This is a genomic window from Xanthocytophaga flava (assembly GCF_030068545.1).
Taxonomy (GTDB): Bacteria; Bacteroidota; Bacteroidia; order Cytophagales; family 172606-1; genus Xanthocytophaga; species Xanthocytophaga flava.
In genome coordinates this window covers 442979-462773 of sequence record NZ_JASJOR010000002.1, presented here as the reverse complement: position 1 = coordinate 462773, position 19795 = coordinate 442979, and the positions used below count along the sequence as shown (strand labels likewise).

Here is a 19795-nt window from a genome sequence, read left to right as displayed (position 1 = left end):
ATTTTTGTTAAGCAGGTTTATGGTTCAAGTATGAATAATTATTTAAATACCTTGCGATGAAGAAGAAAGTTATCTTGTTTTCACTTCTTGCCATTATAGGTCTATGTGGTTTTCATATAGTAGATTCTTATCGTATAGTGGAGAATGAAAGCTTTGGCCCCGGAGAAATTTTGGAATACCGTGTACACTATGGATTTATTAATGCAGGAGAGGGAATAGTGAAAGTAAGTAACCAAATCCATAAAATTAATGATCGTCCCTGCTTTGAGGTGACTGCATACGGTAAATCTGTAGGTGCATTTGATTGGATTGTAAAAATCAGAGATACCTGGAAATCTTATGTAGATACATCTGCATTGATCCCACATAGGTTTCAGACAGATCTTCAGGAGGGAAAATATAAAAAGCAGGAAACTGTGTATTTTAATTATGCAGGAAAGACAATTCGGTCAGAAGAGAAGAATGATGTATCCAAAGAGTTTGATATGCCTACCAATATTCAGGATATCATCAGTGGATATTGTTATATGCGAATTATTGATTTTAATACACTACATATTGGAGATGTAGTACCAATCCCTGCATTTTTTGATGATAAGGTATATGACTTTAAAGTAAAGTATAGAGGAAAAGAAGAGATATCAACGAAATATGGAAAAATTCGGTGTATCAAAATAACTCCTGTTATGCCTAAAAATGAGATGTTTGATGGCGAGTCTTCCATTCGTGTCTGGATTACAGATGACAAAAACCGGATTCCTGTAAAAATAGAAGCTGATATGTTTGTGGGTGCTGTAGAGATGGAACTTAAAAACTATAAAGGATTAAAACACAAAATAGTTTTTAAAAAATGAAGTAGTATAGTCTACTTTTAAAAGAGCTCAACGATTATATTTTGTAATGTGCCAGCCTATTTTGGGAAAATAGTCAAAATACGTTATGAGCCGAAAAATAGACGAACGTACAGCACAAAAGATAACTTTTAGCTTTAAAAATTATTCTATATAACTTCAATATCTTTGTATTCAACTAATCTTTCCCGTATTATAAATTCTATAAAAATGACCGCTTTAATTAAATTAGTGATGATTTTTGCTGTACTGAGTGTAGTTACAGCATTCACATATCCTACCAGAACTGGAACCCCGGAGGCTGGTCAGAAGGCACCCGAGATATCTTTGCCCAATCCTCAGGGAAAGGTCATTAAGCTTTCTTCATTAAAAGGCAAAGTAGTGTTACTTGACTTTTGGGCTAGCTGGTGTGGACCTTGCCGGCAATCAAATCCTGATGTCGTGAAACTATATGAAAAGTATAAAGATCAGGGATTTACTGTATATAGCGTTTCTTTAGATCAAAATAAACAAAAGTGGGAACAAGCTATTTCCAAGGATGGATTAACATGGGAAAACCATGTATCCGATTTAAAGTTCTGGTATAGTAAGGCTGCTGAAGACTATGGTATTGAGGCGATTCCTGCTACTTTCCTGATCGACAAAGATGGAGTAATCCTGGATACTGACCTTCATGGAAAGTCTCTTGAGAATGCTGTAAAAAAAGCTTTGCAAAAATAATATTATTTAAAGAATTGCTACATACGAAAACCGGAATGCAGTCGATTGTGCCTTCCGGTTTTTTATTATTGTGCTAGTTTATAGCAGGTGAGATTTTTTATCCAAAAAAAGATAGTATTTTTGAGCAGATAATATAAATCTATCTGTCATTACAGGCAATAAGCAGAATCCTCTTACTGTAAACCTAACCTTTATGAGTATCAATCAAACGTACAAAGTACTGATTGTAGATGACGAAGCAGATATTGCAGAATTACTCCAATATAATTTAACCAAAGAGGGATATGAGGTAAAAGTGGCATCTGATGGCAAGAAAGCTATTGAGATTGCAAAAACATTTATTCCTCACCTGATATTGATGGATATTATGATGCCTCATATGGATGGAGTAGAAGCAGGACGTCGGTTACGTGAAATGTCTGAGCTTAATCATACTTTTATCATATATCTGACTGCACGGGCTGAAGAATATTCTGAAGTAGCTGCTTTTGATGTAGGTGCGGATGATTATATAACCAAACCTATTAAACCGCGGGCATTAATGAGCCGGATAAATGCTCTGTTTCGGCGCGAATCCAAGAAAGGGAAGCAGGAAGATAAGGTTTCAATTGGCGATCTGACCATTGACCGGAAAAGCTATACTGTCACTAATCGGGGCAATCAGATTACATTGCCAAAGAAAGAGTTTGAATTACTTTATTTTCTGGCTCAAAATCCTAACAAGGTGTTTAGCCGGGATGATTTATTGCAAAATATCTGGGGTACGGACGTATATGTCCTGGCTCGTACCGTAGATGTACATATTCGAAAAGTAAGAGAGAAAATCGGAGAAGATCATATTAAAACAGTCAAAGGTGTTGGATATAAGTTTGATCTGACGGAATAGACTGTTTCTTGTTTATCGTTTGATATTTGTCTGGGTTTTGAGATCCTTACTTAATTGTAATGCTTGATCGGAGTCTCTCAGACAACTATTTAACGTAGTTATCGTGTCATGCTTTTTGGTTCTAAAGGAGTTTCTCTTCTTGCAGCATTATTAATTGCTTGCATTACTACTGTTTTTCTAGCTTTTATTGATAATGTGTCTGAACGTGCTTTAGTTGTTACGTTCAGTCTGTCATTTCTGTCTTCTTTTCTCTTCATTTATGTAGCATTGGAATTTCTTGTATTCAGAGAGCTGAATATGATCTATACTATGCTGGATAAGATTAAGCAAAAAGATTTTAAAGTTCCCAAAAAACGCATCTTCAGGGATGCCAACCCTGTCAAGCGACTGAATGAGCAGATTTATACCTATGCTACCCGCAAGCAGCAGGAAATAGATGAACTCAAACGAATGGAAGAATATCGCAGAGAATTTGTGGCAAATATCTCTCATGAGCTTAAAACTCCAATCTTCGCTGCTCAGGGATTCATTCATACTTTGTTAGATGGCGCCATTGAGGATGAAAAGGTCCGGGATAAGTTTCTGGAGAAGTCAGCCCGTAGCCTTGATAACCTCAATATTCTGGTGCAGGATCTGCTGACTCTATCCCGTATGGAAAGTGGAGAGATTAAAATGCAGTTTTCTCATTTTGATCTTTATCAGCTTACCAGTGATATCTTTGAGCAATTAGAAGAAACCGCAATAGCAAAAAATATAAAGCTTAAGTTTGATAAGCATCAGATTCCTAAGATGATTGCATATGCTGATAAGAATCGAATTAGCCAGGTAATGACTAATCTTATTGATAATGCGATCAAATATGGTAATGAAGCTGGAAAGGTAGTTGTAGAGATTGAAAGCGAAAAAGATCAATTGGTAGTTTCTGTGCGGGATGATGGACCAGGAATTGAACCAGAACATTTGAAGCGAATTTTTGAGCGGTTCTATCGTGTAGAAAAAAGTCGTTCAAAAGATAGTGGTGGTACAGGATTAGGACTGGCTATTACCAAACATATTGTAGAAGCACACGGCTCTAAGATTACAGTAACCAGTAAGCCAGGTAAAGGAACTCAATTTCGATTTAAACTTCCCAAAGGAAAAGGTGAGTAATGAAAAGGCTGGCTAGAGATACTTAAGCCAGCCATGGGGATGTAATGCTTTAAAGTGTCCATAGGCTTTGCAAAGTGGATATAATAATGCTAGCAGACAGAAGCCGACCAGATAAACACGCGGAAGTGTGTAGCCAAAATCGTTAGGTAATCCAGTATAACCAGCTAGTAGATGAATATCTGTCCATGTGAATCCCGCAGAGAGAACCGTGAGCCATGACAGTACCTGAACAAAAAATAACATGGTTATAAAAAAGAAGAGGGGGGCTTGCCCAAATACAAGCATCACCTTGCGAAAATCATGTTTACGGTTCATATAAACCATATATTTTTCCGCATCCAGCAACAGGTAGTTCTGAAATAAATAGCCTGCACACCAGCCCAGAGAGAATAAAGCTAGTAGTATTACTACCCAGAACCAGAAGGAGAACTGAACTACAAAGGTAAATAGAGGGGCGGAGAAAAGAATGCTATATAGAGCTAGAATGATAAATGAAGCAATTGCCACATTATATTTTTCTATAGAGAAATGATATTTTTTGAAAAAGAAGATACTCATCCCCAAAACAAAGATTAAGGCTAATGCACCTGCTTCTGCGAGATACCGAGTAATTGTAACAGCAACTGAAATAGTTTGATTTTGTGAAAATCGAGCCGATTCGTGAAACCATACAAGAATGCAGCCTAGTGTTAATAAAATCAGGGCGATTCCTCTTAGCATATCGACTACAGCAATGCGCCTTGCAATAGTCTCATTGTCTAGAGATAACAATGTAGTTGAACTGGACATAACAATGGTGTTTCATAATTGGTTGAAGCTGGAGGTTTCATTAATTATCTCCCTCTTTTACCTAGTTCAATAGCTTCCAGATTAGAAATCTTTTTATTCTCAAGATCAAAACGTAAAATAGTACGAATTGAGTGAAACCCTTCCTGACCAGCTGCCCCCGGGTTCATATAGATGAAATTCCCAAATTGCTGATCTGGCATTACTCTTAGTATATGGGAGTGTCCACAAATGAATATATTCGGCGGATTATCCTTCAAAAGCTTTAAAACTTTTGGATTGTATCTTGGAGGGTATCCTCCGATATGTGTAATCCAAATATCCGAATTTTCGCAAACAAATCTTTGATTTTCAGGATATTTTTGGCGAATTTCTGGTGCATCTATATTTCCGTATACGGCCCTGATAGGCTTAAAGTTTTCAAGATGGTTTATTACTTCTGGTTCACCTATATCTCCTGCATGCCATATTTCATCGCAATGTTGGAAATAGTCAAAAACCTTTGGGTCTAAAAAACTGTGTGTATCTGAAATCAATCCAATTTTCATGAAAAAGCGTATTTCTGGTATAGTATAGGATGTCTTTGGCCTCAAATGTAAAGAGTTTTAAAATAATCAGTAGCAGAATGTTTTCATTTAAAGAAAAACGCACCCATACATATAAACTTAGCTCTTATGCGATTAGAAAAAATTACTCCTATGCTAAATGCATTTCTGGGGATTTACTTTCTGAGTGTACCTTTATATGTAGGTGCTCAGTCTTCTTTGTTGTTACAGGATGCTTTTCCTAAGCTGAGTGCCTTCTCAAAACCTATTGAAATTACGCATGCTAACGACTTGTCAGATCGATTGTTTGTAGTAGAACAGGCAGGTATTATTAAAGTGTTTCCCAATGACAGCAACGTAACCAATATGCAGGTAGTGACCTTTCTGGACATACGTACCCGTATTACTTCCGGAGGAGAAATGGGATTATTAGGGATGGCATTTGATCCCAGCTATCGTTACAATGGTTATTTGTATATAAATTATACTCGTACAGATAAGGGACAACTCCAGACTGTGATTTCCAGATTTCATGTAAATCCGAATGATCCAAATCAAGGAGATGCCTCCAGTGAGAAAATATTGTTGGTTTTTAATCAGCCTTATTCAAATCACAATGGGGGGAAACTGGCATTTGGGAAGGATGGGTATCTGTATATAGCTACCGGAGATGGAGGGAGTGGTGGTGACCCTCAAAATAACGGACAAAGTCTATCTACCGTATTGGGTAAGATCCTGCGTATAGATGTAAACCAGATACCAGGCATTGACACTTACTCTATACCATCTGATAACCCATTTGTTACTATAACTGGTGCCAGGCCCGAAATTTATGCGTATGGGTTGCGTAATCCCTGGAAGTTTAGCTTTGATCCGGTTACAGGATATCTGTGGGCAGGAGATGTCGGACAAAATGCCCGTGAAGAGATCAACCGTATTACCAAAGGAGGAAATTCTGGATGGCGATACCGGGAAGGAAAGGCTTGTTATAATCCTTCTGCCAACTGTCCAACACAAAATCTGATAGATCCTGTTTGGGATTATATACAATCATCTGGTACAGGACGTTCTGTAACAGGAGGACTTGTATATAGAGGTAGTCTTTTGCCCGCATTATATGGTAAGTATATTTATGGAGATTTTGTGAGTGGCAATATGTGGACATTGACCTATGATAGTACAAGCAAAAAAGCAACTAATGAGTTTTTGATGAAAATGAATGGTAATATCTCTGCCTTTGGTGAAGATCAGTATCGTGAGTTGTATATATGTAGCTATTCTTCGGGGCGTATACAGAAATTAAAAGATGCATTGGTATTAGCAAATGAACCCGAACTAGCTACTTACATAGATGTATATCCCAATCCTTCTACTTCTCTGGTTTATATCAAACTTAAATTAACTCAAAGTGATCGTATTTCTGTGAGACTATACTCTATGCAGGGGAAACTTGTTGATTCTCTACTTTCAAATGAGAGGGTGGCTGCTGGAGAATCTGAAATTACGTTGGATACAAAATCACTCTCTGCTGGAACCTACATTTATCAGTTGGAATCGAAAAAAATAAATCAGTCAGGAAAGATTCAGATAATCAGATAGAACTATCTGATAGAGTAATATAGGCTGTAACCTGAATATTGATACTATTGTATTTAAAAAGGTATTGAAAAGATTGGAAAAGTACAAACTATTTTGGCATTTTTCATGTTATCCAATACATACATAAAATTTTTCACCTTTAACTATAGAGATGGGAAAAAATTGTGATTTGAATAGTATTTATTTCGCCCACCATTGTCTTAGATATATAAAATTTAATAGTCTTACAGTAAGATAATAAACATAGGCAATTACTACTCAAAAGCATGAATTGATTTTTACTAAAATAGATAAAGGACTTTAGCTTATTGATAAAATGGTGGAAGTTGATTCTTTTTATTCGGAACAGGAAAATAAGTGGTTATATTATGTATGTCTGGAATTACTAATATAACAAAGCAGTAAGTAGGAGTTATTTATATAAATAAAAGACAAAGGGCATTGGAAAATTGTTAATCCTTGTAGTTTGATAAAAGACGAATTAGACAAAATAGTTACGTTAACGCTGCTTTGGGAAAAATGGTATATCTTTTTACAAAAAAAGCATCTATATTCGTACATATCATAAAGCTGGTACAGATTTTGTGATAGTGAAGTTAAAGATAATTGAGTTATTTCTTATTTTGATTTTTTAATACTATGAACTATGAGACGTTTACTATTACTTTTATTTATATTGAGTGTACAGGTAGGAGTGTTAAGCCATTCATTTGGTCAAGTAATTGCCGTTAATTCTGTTAAAGAGAAAGATCCGACTTTTACAGTTAAAGCTAACTATCCAAATCCTTTTCAGGAACAGACTACTATTAGTTTTTATATATCACGTCCTCAAGTAGTAAAGATTACGCTTTATAACATTGTGGGTAGTAAAATCACGGGTATCATAGATGAGGCATTTGAGGCTGGAGAACATGAAGTTGTCTTTAAAAGACCTGATAATTTACCTGACGGTATTTACATATATACTGTAGAAGCTGGTACATCAAGCCGTTCTATGCGTATGATTATTCGAAAATAGTCTATTTCTGTTGAATATATTACACAGAGGCGAAAGACCTAATAGTCTTTCGCTTTTTTATTGCCTACGTTCTTTTTATAACGATGAATTTGTCTGAATAGTATCTGATACTCTGGATTGTTTTTTTACGAGTTTTGCGTAAAACAGACAAAAATTGGTAAGTGGACATTCCGGACATTTGGGTTTTCTGGCCACGCATATATATCTGCCATGAAGAATTAGCCAATGATGTGATTTATAAACCAGATCCGTAGGAATATATTTGACTAGCTCTTTTTCGACAGCGAGTGGTGTGGATGCTTTTGCACTTACCAAGCCCAAACGTTTTGATACACGAAATACATGTGTATCTACTGCTAAAACGGGTTGATTGTAAACGATAGATGCGATTACATGGGCTGTCTTGCGACCTACTCCTGGCAGACGTTGTAGCTCTTCAACTGTTTCTGGTATTTCCCCTCCAAAATCTGAGATAATCATTTTCGCCATTCCCAATAAATGTTTTGTTTTATTGTTGGGATAGGATATGCTTTTGATGTATGGAAATAATTCATCAAAATGACTATTGGCGAGTGTGAAAGCATTAGGAAAGCGTTCAAATAAAGCAGGAGTGGTCAGATTGACTCGTTTGTCTGTACATTGTGCGCTAAGAATTACTGCCACAAGTAATTGATATGGATTTTCAAAGTTTAGCTCTGTTTGTGGATTTTCTGAATGCTCACTGAAATAAGCTATAAAATGCTGATACCGTTCCTTCTTTGTCATGCTTATATATTTTTACAAATATCCATAAGCTGCAAAAAACGTACAAAAAAATGTAAGAAATATTCCTGCTATTTGTATGAATTTAGTTAGTAGATAGCCTTGTCGTATTTTTGGGAATTGTAATCGAAAATTGTGTACCTTTCCCTGGTTCACTTTCAACAAATATCTTTCCACCATTTTTCTCCACAAACTCTTTACAAAGTACTAGTCCTAAACCGGTTCCTTTTTCATTCGCTGTACCTATTGTTGTAAAGCCAATTTGCAGATCGAATAGCTTTTTCAGATTATCTTGAGATATTCCAACCCCTGTATCTGTTACCCGGATACCCAGGAACTTCTTGTCTTGAACATCAAAGGACTCAATCATAATATTACCACCTTTAGGGGTAAACTTTACAGCATTGGATACAATATTTCGTATGACGAAGTCTAGCATATTGGCGTCTGCAAAGGCTATAGCTTCCGGATTAATCTTAGAGACAATACTTATAGACTTATTGGCCGTTTCTTCAGTAACCAGGCTTACTGTCTGTTGAATAAGCTCTTGTAAAATAATCGATTGAGGATTAAACTGAATACTTCCCATTTGAGAACGTGACCATTGTAGCAGGTTATTCAGTAAATCTGTTAAATTTTTGAGTGACTTCTGGGTACTTTTTGTGATAAACTCAATTTCTTCTTGAGTAAAGCTATCATCTGCATCTGATAATGCGGTAAGAAAAGAGCTAAAAGTGGCTAATGGGGCTCGCAGATCATGGGCAATGATAGAAAAGAATTTATCTTTTGTTTCATTGGTTTTGCGAAGTTCTGCTTCTGATTCAATGAGTTTATCATTCAGCGTTTTTAGCGCTTCATTTACTTTTCTTAGTTGCCTGTTTTTATGGATGATAGTCTCGTTTTGAACTTTTAACTGTCTGTTAGCCCGAAGATGTGAGATATAAAATGCAATAAGTGTAATGATCAGAAATGTTCCGGCAAGAATAATTGCAATCAGATAATTCTGGACAGTTTTCTGCCTTTCTATTTCCAGGTTTTTTAATTCATTCTCATGCTCAATATGTTGTTGATTCTCTTCTAATTCGAAGCGAGTCTGGAGTTCTGCGATTTTTCGGAGACTGGCATCATTTTGAATAGAATCCTGCAACTGAGAATACAACTGGTAGTATTCCATAAAAGAATTAGCATTCTTCATTTGGAGATAACTATCTGCCAGTGCTTTATACGTATCCCTTTTTAATAAACGGGATTGACTGTTTTTTACCTTGCTTAGTGCTTGATAATGAAAGGAAAGCGCTGTCTTAAAATCTCCATTCAGTGCATTAAACTTTCCTATTTGATTCAGGATAGGGACCATTTCCAGATCATTTTTTAGATTGTAATGGACTCGCAAGGCTGCTGTATAATAGCGGTATGCTTTTGCTTTATCATGGAGACCCTGATACGTATTACCCATATGAATATAGGTAGTAGCGGTTTGTTTTGCACTGTTAAGCTGTTCACTAATGGTAAGTGCTTCTCTGAAATATAATAATGATTCCTGAAAGCGATCTTGGCGTAAATATACCTTACCAATATTATCCAGTGCGAATGCAATGCCTCTTTGATTTCCCGTCTGACGGCTAATACGCAGAGATTCCAGATAATTATGAAGGGCTTTACGCAGGTTGTTTTGATTATAATAAAAATCACCTAAAGAATTAAGTGACTTGGCAATTTCATTGGGATCATTTAGTTCTTTTCGAATACGTAACGATTGCAATGCATATTCCAATGCTTTTTCTGGAACTCCCTGATTAGCATAAATATAGCTAATAGTGTTCTGCGTATTGGCAATAGCACGCAGATTATATTGTTTTTTGTGGAGTGGTAGTGTTTTATGCAGATAGTGAAGTGCTTTCTGATAGTCCCCTTTAAAATAGTAGACTACACCTATTTTTGTTAAGGAAGTAGCTATAATGTCTGTTTCGGAGATAGTATAGCCAATTTTCAATGCTTGCTGAAATTGTGCATTGGCCTTATCATACTCACCATTATTCAAATAATACTCTCCAATATTATTGAAAGCTTTAGCTTGACCTTGTATATAGTTTGTTGTTTGGGCCAGACTTAAGGCAAGCTGTCCATATTTTAAAGCTTGCAAAGGAATACGAACAGAATAAACTTCTGCCAGATGATTGAGGAAGTTTACTTTCTCAATATCTGTCAATTGTTGTAAATGGGCTTCTAGTGTGTCTTCTCCCTGTGCTTTGGATTGAGCATTGAAAAGACAAGCGATAAGGTATATGATTAAAAACTTTATTAGTTTTGTCATTAAATCAAGAAATAACTTTCACATCTGCAAAGCAGATATGCAGTTCTATTCTAAACATTTTTTGTATAGCTGGCTTTTTTTGTTATTTATCTCCCTTATCTATAGAAAGTAACCGACATTTTATGAAACAGTTATTGATAAGAAAGTTCTTGTACTTTTTATATAATGTTGGATGCTAAACTAACAGAATTATAGTTGTAATAAAAGAAAAAAGGTTAGACCGGAGTACACTCTGATCTAACCTTTCCAATGCTTCTATATAAAATTATACCTGACAAGCTGTATAATTACGGGAGAACTCCAGAATTTTATCTACAGTTTTATCGGAGGGCTCTGCAAGAGATAGTTGGTTAAGCATGTCCTGAGCCTGTTGCAATTCTTTGTATAAGGCATTAAATTCTTTGTCTGTTGAGATAAGTGCTGCTATGCATTGTTTTTCTGTTTCAGGTAAATCTTCATATATATACCTGATAATGTCGTTAGAAGTAAAAGTTTTGGTCATAATTATTTTTTTAAGTTTCTAAAGTGAGAGGATAGAAGAGTAAAAAGAAGTTATTTGTTAAAATAACGCGTTATACATTCTTAAAATTGTATATACAGGATATTAAAAAAAAGTAACAGGCTACCCGACTTTATGAAAGCCAGATAGCCTGCTATAAGAATTGCTAAATAATATTTTTAAAATCAGTTAGATACGTATCTGCTCTGGTCTGTTGTTGTCATCTGTTTTCTCAGATTGATCAAGGCATAACGCATACGACCTAGAGCAGTATTAATACTCACTCCTGTAGCATCTGCTATCTCCTGAAAGCTCATATCATTATAATGACGCATAATCAGGACTTCTTTTTGTACGCTAGGCAGGTTATCAATCATATCCCGTAACCGATTATATGTTTCCTGGCGGATCTGAATTGATTCGGCAGAGTCCTCAGAAAATTCAAGCGTATCAAACACATTACTTCCATCCTCCATTACGATAGTTGGATAACGCTTCTCCCGACGGAAATAATCGATAGCAAGATTGTGCGCTATACGCAAAAGCCAAGGTAAGAATTTACCCTCTTCATTGTAGCGACCTGATTTAATTGTAGTTACTGCTTTTATAAAGGTATCCTGTAATAGATCTTCAGCCGTGTAAGAATCTTTAACAATTAGATAAATTGCAGTATAAACCTTTGATTTATAACGTTTGACAAGGAGCTCAAAGGCTTTCTCATTGCCATTTTTGTAAAGAGTGACAAGAACGCTGTCGTTCAACAAACTTTGGTTCATATAGCGAAACATTTAGGACGTTTGCGTATAAGTCTACCATAGACAGCGGAATGTGGGTTTAGTGAGAGATTATTTTTTAAATTGGAATTAATCAAAAGTACATAGTGGATATGTATTTTGCAAGATGTTTATCGAACTGAGTAATATTTTTTTTCTTTTTGTATAAAAAAAAAGAAAATGAATGGACTGTCAGTGAAAATGTTGAAAATCTGAATATCTGTTAAACTTTTTTGTATAAAATAAGCTTTCATTATAATACCCTGATCGTATTTTTGAAAAGTAAAATATAACTTAAAGCTATATTTATGGGCCTGTTAATTTCTGATAGGTTCTTTATAAATGTAAGTGTCTGACTATGAGTAGTAAATCTATGGTTTCTAAAGCAACAACCTTGCCAGGTATAAGTGACCTTGACCCAAGAGAATATATAATTATCAAAGGTGCACGTGTCAACAATCTTAAAAATCTTAGTGTTGCCATTCCCCGGAATAAATTGGTTGTTATTACCGGTTTATCTGGTTCAGGCAAATCTTCCCTGGCATTTGATACATTGTTTGCTGAAGGTCAGCGGATGTATGTAGAAAGTTTGGGTAGCTATGCCCGTCAGTTTTTGGGCAGAATGGAAAAACCTGAGGTAGAATATATAAAAGGTGTTTCTCCAGCTATTGCTATTGAGCAGAAAGTTAATACCCGCAATCCACGTTCTACAGTAGGAACTACAACAGAAATTTATGATTATTTAAAATTATTGTTCTCCCGAATTGGGAAAACCTATTCTCCTGTTTCAGGTCAGGAAGTACGCCGGGATACAGTTACAGATGTAATTGATTATCTATACAGTTTTGAAGATGGGCAACGATTTCTTGTATTAGCTCCGCTGAAACCCCATACTGAACGTAAATTACTGGATGAGCTTAATATATTATTGCAAAAAGGTTTTACACGTATTCAATGGAATGATGAACTTCTTTTTATTGAGGAGATTATTGGTGATGCGAAGAGGTTAACTGAAATTGATAAGAAAGTAAAACAAAAACATTCACAAGTATTTATATTGATAGATCGGAACAGTGTCAGGCATAATGATGAAGATAATGAGTTCCGAATATCTGATTCTATACAAACTGCTTTCTTTGAAGGTGATGGTGAGTGTATGGTACAGGTTGTTGATAAGGAAAGTAAACTATTCTCTGATCGCTTTGAATTGGATGGTATTACCTTTGAAGAACCTAGTGTAAATTTCTTTAGCTTTAATAATCCCTATGGAGCCTGCCGCACCTGTGAAGGCTTTGGGACTGTGCTTGGTCTCGATCCAGATCTGATTATTCCAGATAAAACACTTTCTGTGTATGAAGGGGCAATTGCTCCATGGCGTACCGAGAAAATGAGTGAATGGCAGACACCCCTTATTAAAAATGGAATACGTTTTGATTTTCCTATTCATCGCCCGTATGAAGATCTCTCAGAAGAGCAAAAAACATTATTATGGAAAGGAAACGAATATTTTAAAGGGATTGATGAGTTCTTTCGCTATGTGGAGGGGGAGACCTATAAAATTCAATACAGAGTTTTGCTATCCAGATACCGTGGACGGACTGTGTGTCCTGACTGTCGTGGAAGCCGTATCCGAAAAGATGCAGGCTATGTAAAGATTGGCGGAAAGTCTATTATTGATCTGGTATTAATGCCAGTGACCCAAGTTACAAGATTTTTTGATGAAACCGAGTTGAGTGAGTATGAACAAAAAGTGTCTGGGCGTATTATTATGGAGATCCGTAATCGTCTGAGCTATCTGGATAAAGTGGGTTTAGGATATCTCACTATGAATAGAATTTCTTCTACTCTCTCAGGTGGAGAATATCAGCGGATCAAACTGGCAACATCATTGGGTAGTGCTTTGGTTGGCTCTATGTACATTCTGGATGAGCCAAGTATTGGCTTGCATCCACGAGATACACAAAAGCTGATAAGTGTACTGAAAATGCTTCGTGATCTGGGAAATACAGTGATTGTAGTAGAGCATGAAGAAGAAGTGTTACGAGCTGCGGATCAGATTATTGATATAGGACCGGATGCAGGTGCACACGGTGGTGAGTTAATCTTTCAGGGAAGTTTGGAAGATGTAGACTCCGCAGATACGTACACGACACGTTATTTGAATGGAACAGATGAAGTGCCTGTGCCTAAACGTCGCCGTCAATGGACAGATGCCATTGAGATTAAGGGCGCAAGGGAGAATAATCTCAAAAATGTCAACGTAAAAATTCCTTTGGGGATATTAACGGCTATTACAGGTGTAAGTGGTTCCGGAAAATCCACATTGGTAAAAAAGATAGTATATCCTGCTTTAGCCAAACATCTTGGATTACATAATGAAGAATCTGCCAGATATGAGTCAATCAGTGGTAGTCTCTCTTTATTAACGGCAGTCGAGTTTGTAGATCAGAATCCTATAGGGAAGTCATCACGATCCAATCCTGTTACTTATATTAAAGCGTATGACCATATTCGTCAGCTAATGGCTGATCAATCTCTGGCCAAAACCCGTGGGTATACAGCCGGACACTTTTCCTTTAATATAGATGGTGGGCGATGCGAGGCCTGCCAGGGAGAAGGGCATGTAACGATTGAAATGCAATTTATGGCAGATATTCACCTGACCTGCGAGAGTTGTCATGGTAAACGATTTAAACAGGAAGTGTTGGAGGTAACATATAAAGATAAGAACATTGCTGATATCCTGGACATGACAGTTGATGAAGCTGTCGATTTTTTTCAGGGGATTTCAAAGGTTGCAGATCGCTTAAAACCTTTACAAGACGTTGGTCTGGGATATGTACGTTTAGGGCAATCGTCAGATACACTTTCTGGAGGAGAGGCTCAACGGGTAAAACTGGCTTCTTTCCTCGGAAAAGGAAATGCACATCAGGGAAAAACCTTATTTATTTTTGATGAACCTACTACTGGTTTACACTTCCATGATATTAAGAAATTACTGAGTGCTATCAATGCTTTGGTAGAACAGGGGGATAGTGTTGTGCTTATAGAGCATAATACCGAAATTATTAAGTCTGCTGATTGGATAATAGATCTTGGACCGGAAGGAGGAGACAAAGGTGGGTATCTGGTTTTTGAAGGTGTTCCTGAAGATTTGATTAAAGAAGAGGAGAGTTATACCGGGCAGTTCCTGAAAGGAAAATTATAGCCTTTTTCTGATAGAGTTATAAAAAGACTTTGATGTAAGAGCATCAAAGTCTTTTTATTTATATACTGGTAAGAAAAATAGGAACATACAATAGAGTAAGAAGCATGTAATATCTTTGCTCAATAAGTAAAAAACGTAAATAAAACTAAACTGTTTCTAATGCGTATAAGGGAGGTAATTGTGTCTATAACAATAATTTTTGCAGTAAAGCGTTGTTTTTAATAAATTTGTTTGTAAAATTACAACGTAAGTTAAGAAAGTCTTTTGCATATTTTCAAAGCGATTTCTGCTTGCTCTTTTTTAATGCTAGAAACCATTTATAAACTATTCTTTTCGTCGTCCGAAACGACAAGGAATGCTTCGTTAACCGTTCGAAACTTTATACTTGTAAGCCAATTATTCTATCACTTGCTGGGTCTTGTGATATTTGGTACCTTATTGCGTGAAGTAAACTTTCCTAAAAATATATACATAATTGTTTTGTTGCTTGCTTACCTGGGTGCTTACACGCTTGTATTTCGTATCAACAAACAGGATAAGACCGAGACTGCAAAATATATTTTCTACATCATTACAAATATTTTCTTATTTGTTTTTTCCTCTGCTCTGGGTAATAAAGCGGGCATCTACTTATTGTATTTTCCTCTGATTACTAGTACTCTGGTAATTTATGGTTTCCATGATAAGGAAAAAATTATATTGATGACCGCCTTGTCATTCGCTTTTTTAGGACTTCTGGACTTTACAGAACACCGATTATGGCTATTTCCTATTTCTGCTGAAACCCAACATTCGTTCTATGCGGCAAATTTTATTCTTTCAGTAGGGGTTATCGGCTTCTGTATCATCTACCTGATTAGTGTATTGTATCATACAGAAACACGTTTGAGGGAATCAGAAAGTAATCTAAGTAGTATACTAGCTTCCTTAAATGAGGTGGTATGGGCTGCCACTCTGCCAGATGGGGACATCCTTTATATCAATGCTGCTGCAGAGCATGTATTTGCCTTTTCGCAGCCAAATTTCTACGAAAATAGAAATTATTGGTCTCATATAGTATTGCCTGATGATAGGTCTGATTATGAGGCTTTCGAAGCAGAAGTGCACAAGAAAGGATCGGATGAAATTGAATATAGAGTGGTTCGTAAAAATGGAGAACTCAGATGGTTGCGTGACCGCTGCAAGATAGTATGGGATGAAGATGGAAAGCCTTTACGGATGGAAGGTATTACTACAGATATTACAGAACATAAGCTGGCAGAAGAAAGAGTAAAACAACAGAATGAACAACTACGGGGAATTCTGGAAAGTACTCAGAGTAGTATTTTTGCATTGGATACAGATTATAACTATCTCATCTATAACTCTACACATAAAGAGTTGATGCAAAAAGCATATGGTGCAAAAGTAACCAAAGGTGTAAATGTAATTGAAGATCATTTACTAGGTTTGGATACAGATAAAATAATAAATCACCTGCAGCAGGCTTTTCAGGGAAAACAATTTATGGTAGTGGAAGAATTAGGAGAGCCTAACCTGCATCGTACATGGTATGAAACTGTTTATAACCCTATTCAGAATGAGTTTGGCAAAGTAACAGGGGTGGCTGTGTTTTCCAGAGATATTACGGAACGCAAACGGGCGGAAAACGAACTAATACGTACAAATTTTGAGCTGGATACTTTTGTATATAGGGCTTCTCATGATATGAGAGCTCCTTTGCGATCTGTTTTAGGTCTGGTAAATCTTATTAAAATTGAAACAGACGAAAAACAAAAAACGGAATACTTGAAACTGATCGAGAAAAGCGTAGATCGCTTGGATGCATTTTTCTCGGATATATTAAGTTTTTCACGTAATAGCAGGTTAGACCTTGTAAAGGAGCAGGTTGATTTTAATAAGCTTACCAAAGAGTGTTGGAATAGTCTGCAATACCTGGAAAATGCCTCTGAAATTCGGTTAATAAAAGATATACGTGTACCAGAACCTTTTTATTCAGACTCGTCCCGAATTGAAATCATACTACTGAATCTTTTCTCCAATGCAATTAAGTATCAGAAAGCGTGTGCAGGTGCCAGAGTTCGGATATCTATTAAGGCAGATAACAGGATTGCAAAAATCGTAGTAGAAGATAATGGGAAGGGGATAGAGGAACAATATATAGACAAAATATTTGATATGTTTTTCCGGGCTTCTCTCGGAACGCACGGGTCCGGCTTAGGTTTATATATAACTAAACAAGTGGTAGAGAAACTAGGCGGCAGCATTAATGTTCAGTCAGAACATGGTGTAGGAACTCAGTTTGTCATTACTATTCCCAGTTATGTTCCTACTCCTGTTGAAATAATGGCTCCCCAGAATTAAAAAATATACATCAGATAGCCCCTGTTCTGATAAACCTAGTATCTTTGGCAGTAAAGTGTCTTACTCAACTAGAATATGAGTACGAGCTTCATTGGTAAATGACAGTACTTAGTCTATATCTTCGTTGTGTTTCTGGTGCTTCGGAGCGATAAATAGTAATATGGGATTATTAGATCAACAATTTGAATCGGGTGGTGTGATTGTCACCAAAGTAGACGATTTATTAAACTGGGCTCGTTTATCCTCATTATGGCCTATGGGATTTGGTCTGGCCTGTTGTGCTATTGAGATGATGGGGTCATTTGCTTCAGGATACGATCTTGATCGTCTGGGATTATTCCCTCGTCCTTCTCCTCGACAATCTGATGTAATGATTATTTCCGGAACAGTTACATTTAAAATGGCGGATCGCATTCGTCGGTTATATGAGCAGATGCCTGAACCGCGTTATGTTATCTCGATGGGGAGTTGCTCTAACTGTGGAGGACCCTACTGGCAGCATGGCTATCATGTAGTGAAAGGAGTGGATCGGATTATCCCTGTAGATGTATATGTGCCTGGTTGCCCACCACGCCCAGAAGCACTGATTGGTGGTATTCTAAAATTACAGGAAAAGATTCGGAAAGAATCATTGGTCGCACCTCAGAAGTTATTGCAGATGCTGGAAGAGGATAAAGAGAAAGAATTGCAGTCACTAATTACTCCACAGAACAGTTAGATGAATTTTCCTGAACTTAAAGATTTACTGGTTCAACAGTTTGGAGAAACAGTAATTGTTGCTGAAAATATACAAACTCTACAGTCCAGTATTACTGTCCCTGTTGAACGTATTGCAGACATCTGTCAATTTTTATATGAGAATTCTCAAACATACTTCGATTTTTTAGAATGTCTTACTGCTTTGGATAATGGGCCGGAGTTAGGCACAATGGAAATAATTTATCATCTTTATTCCATTCCCTATGAGCATTCATTGATACTAAAGATTCTATTTTCCCGTACTAATGAAGGTGTTTTGCCTAAAGTGCCAACAGTTAGCCATATATGGCGCACTGCCAACTGGCATGAAAGAGAAGCATTTGATCTTATGGGGATACAGTTTGTCGGACATCCTGACTTACGTCGTATTCTATTACCTGCTGATTGGGAAGGTTTTCCTTTAAGAAAGGATTACACTGAACAGGAAACCTATCATGGGATTAAAGTAAAGTATTAAAAGTGGTGCAACTTATCTGTTGTTTTCCCGTTTGAAGAATGGTATAACACAACTTCCGTTTTTCATGAAAAAAGTTCTTTTTTCTGTCATTTTTGCTGCCTTATCTATTGCAGTACATGCACAGACATTTCCTACCCTTAAAGGAACAACTCTGGATGACAAATCAATCATTCTTCCACAAGCAGTAGCTGGGAAATATTCCATTCTGATACTTACCTATTCAGCCAAAGCATCAGAACAAATAGCACCTTGGTTTGATAATCTGTATGATTATTTTATTATGGACCCTGATTATGATATGAATCTGTATGTGGTTCCTATGATTACGGGAGCAAAATCCTTAATTGCAGGAAAAATTGAGAAACAGTTAAAGAAAAGTGTACAGCAGGGATATCAGAAACACTTTGTCCTGTATCAAGGGGATATTGAGGATTACAAGAAAACTCTACGACTTGATAATAAAGATGTGCCTTATGTATTTCTACTGGATAAGAGTGGTAAGATTGTTTATCAGGCTGCCGGACAATATTCAGACGCTTATCTTGACAAAATAGAAGATAAACTACCAGAATAAATTGTGTTTTCTATTCAGATTTATGAATCTGATTCTTTCCAAATCTTCTCAAAAGAAATGCATTCCTTTTGAGAAGATTTTTTGTTTGCGCATAGTTCACAGCATATCTCCTGTATAGAGCGGTATGGGTTGCCTTTCTATTAAAGAGCGTTTTGATCATAATACTTGGCAATTTTTTGTTTGATCAGAGTTCCGATCATTTTTATGTTTGCGCATAACTCACCGCAAAAACTTTTTTGACCGGAACTCCGATCACTTTTTTGTCTTGCGCATAGTTCACCGCAAAAACAAAATTTGATCAGAATAAACCGCAGAAAAGTTTCTGCATAGAATAAACCGCAACAGCAATACTTGCCATGAATCCAGTAACTGTTACTACGTCAGGCAAATCTCTATCTACAATTCGCAATGAATCCTATTTTTTATTAAAAACATAATCCTATACATTTGTATGGATAGATACTAAAGATTTCAATTCGTGATTTAACGTGAGCCAGACCATTCAACATATAGTTAAGTCAGATAACCTAC

The 19795-nt window shown here is 36.4% G+C and carries 17 protein-coding genes; 11 read left to right on the top strand and 6 right to left on the bottom strand.

Annotated elements, in window-relative coordinates; translation table 11 throughout:
• The first annotated feature begins 56 nt into the window (after nucleotides 1–56).
• From QNI15_RS04660 to QNI15_RS04645, 4 genes are all read left to right on the top strand, one after another.
• Nucleotides 57–854 carry a DUF3108 domain-containing protein gene (locus QNI15_RS04660; RefSeq protein ID WP_313986680.1) on the top strand — a complete coding sequence of 266 codons (798 nt, stop codon included), beginning with the start codon at nucleotides 57–59 and terminating at the stop codon, nucleotides 852–854.
• A gap of 207 nt (nucleotides 855–1061) precedes the next feature.
• Nucleotides 1062–1571: a TlpA family protein disulfide reductase gene (locus tag QNI15_RS04655; protein WP_314030766.1), complete on the top strand. Its 510-nt coding sequence runs from the start codon at nucleotides 1062–1064 to the stop codon at nucleotides 1569–1571.
• A 193-nt stretch (nucleotides 1572–1764) separates the two neighbouring features.
• On the top strand, nucleotides 1765–2457 hold the full coding sequence (locus QNI15_RS04650; RefSeq protein WP_313986686.1) for a response regulator transcription factor: 693 nt from the start codon (nucleotides 1765–1767) through the stop codon (nucleotides 2455–2457).
• A gap of 108 nt (nucleotides 2458–2565) precedes the next feature.
• Nucleotides 2566–3606 (top strand): sensor histidine kinase, encoded by a 1041-nt coding sequence (locus tag QNI15_RS04645; RefSeq protein WP_314030764.1) that lies wholly within the window; start codon nucleotides 2566–2568, stop codon nucleotides 3604–3606.
• A 12-nt stretch (nucleotides 3607–3618) separates the two neighbouring features.
• Here QNI15_RS04645 and QNI15_RS04640 read toward each other — a convergent pair whose 3' ends face one another.
• The gene (locus QNI15_RS04640) at nucleotides 3619–4395 is read right to left on the bottom strand and encodes a hypothetical protein (protein ID WP_314030762.1); all 777 of its coding nucleotides are present in this window, start codon (nucleotides 4393–4395) and stop codon (nucleotides 3619–3621) included.
• A 44-nt stretch (nucleotides 4396–4439) separates the two neighbouring features.
• On the bottom strand, nucleotides 4440–4940 hold the full coding sequence (locus QNI15_RS04635; protein WP_314030761.1) for a metallophosphoesterase family protein: 501 nt from the start codon (nucleotides 4938–4940) through the stop codon (nucleotides 4440–4442).
• 126 nt (nucleotides 4941–5066) lie between these two features.
• On the opposite strand from QNI15_RS04635, the gene QNI15_RS04630 reads away from it, so the two are divergent.
• Together QNI15_RS04630 and QNI15_RS04625 are read left to right on the top strand one after the other, a co-directional pair.
• Nucleotides 5067–6536, top strand: a complete 1470-nt coding sequence (locus QNI15_RS04630) for a PQQ-dependent sugar dehydrogenase (RefSeq protein ID WP_314030759.1) — start codon at nucleotides 5067–5069, stop codon at nucleotides 6534–6536.
• Between the two features lie 646 nt (nucleotides 6537–7182).
• Nucleotides 7183–7554 (top strand): T9SS type A sorting domain-containing protein, encoded by a 372-nt coding sequence (locus tag QNI15_RS04625; protein ID WP_313986698.1) that lies wholly within the window; start codon nucleotides 7183–7185, stop codon nucleotides 7552–7554.
• Between the two features lie 75 nt (nucleotides 7555–7629).
• Here QNI15_RS04625 and nth read toward each other — a convergent pair whose 3' ends face one another.
• The 4 genes from nth to QNI15_RS04605 form a co-directional block, all read right to left on the bottom strand.
• Complete coding sequence (nth, locus tag QNI15_RS04620; RefSeq protein ID WP_313986700.1) at nucleotides 7630–8319, bottom strand: endonuclease III; 690 nt, start codon at nucleotides 8317–8319, stop codon at nucleotides 7630–7632.
• An 82-nt stretch (nucleotides 8320–8401) separates the two neighbouring features.
• The gene (locus QNI15_RS04615; RefSeq protein ID WP_314030757.1) at nucleotides 8402–10630 is read right to left on the bottom strand and encodes an ATP-binding protein; all 2229 of its coding nucleotides are present in this window, start codon (nucleotides 10628–10630) and stop codon (nucleotides 8402–8404) included.
• Nucleotides 10631–10895: 265 nt separating this feature from the next.
• Entirely contained in the window at nucleotides 10896–11132 is a 237-nt protein-coding gene (locus QNI15_RS04610) for a hypothetical protein (RefSeq protein WP_314002957.1), read from the bottom strand.
• A gap of 182 nt (nucleotides 11133–11314) precedes the next feature.
• Nucleotides 11315–11905 carry an RNA polymerase sigma factor gene (locus QNI15_RS04605; protein WP_313986707.1) on the bottom strand — a complete coding sequence of 197 codons (591 nt, stop codon included), beginning with the start codon at nucleotides 11903–11905 and terminating at the stop codon, nucleotides 11315–11317.
• A gap of 370 nt (nucleotides 11906–12275) precedes the next feature.
• Here QNI15_RS04605 and uvrA point away from each other — a divergent pair, with 370 nt between their 5' ends.
• From uvrA to QNI15_RS04580, 5 genes are all read left to right on the top strand, one after another.
• Nucleotides 12276–15110, top strand: a complete 2835-nt coding sequence (gene uvrA / locus QNI15_RS04600; protein ID WP_314030755.1) for an excinuclease ABC subunit UvrA — start codon at nucleotides 12276–12278, stop codon at nucleotides 15108–15110.
• 303 nt (nucleotides 15111–15413) lie between these two features.
• Nucleotides 15414–17474, top strand: a complete 2061-nt coding sequence (locus QNI15_RS04595; protein WP_314002961.1) for a PAS domain-containing sensor histidine kinase — start codon at nucleotides 15414–15416, stop codon at nucleotides 17472–17474.
• 160 nt (nucleotides 17475–17634) lie between these two features.
• Nucleotides 17635–18192, top strand: a complete 558-nt coding sequence (gene nuoB, locus QNI15_RS04590) for an NADH-quinone oxidoreductase subunit NuoB (protein WP_314002963.1) — start codon at nucleotides 17635–17637, stop codon at nucleotides 18190–18192.
• Entirely contained in the window at nucleotides 18193–18690 is a 498-nt protein-coding gene (locus QNI15_RS04585; RefSeq protein ID WP_314030753.1) for an NADH-quinone oxidoreductase subunit C, read from the top strand.
• A gap of 64 nt (nucleotides 18691–18754) precedes the next feature.
• Nucleotides 18755–19264 carry a hypothetical protein gene (locus tag QNI15_RS04580; RefSeq protein WP_314002967.1) on the top strand — a complete coding sequence of 170 codons (510 nt, stop codon included), beginning with the start codon at nucleotides 18755–18757 and terminating at the stop codon, nucleotides 19262–19264.
• Nucleotides 19265–19795 lie beyond the last annotated feature (531 nt).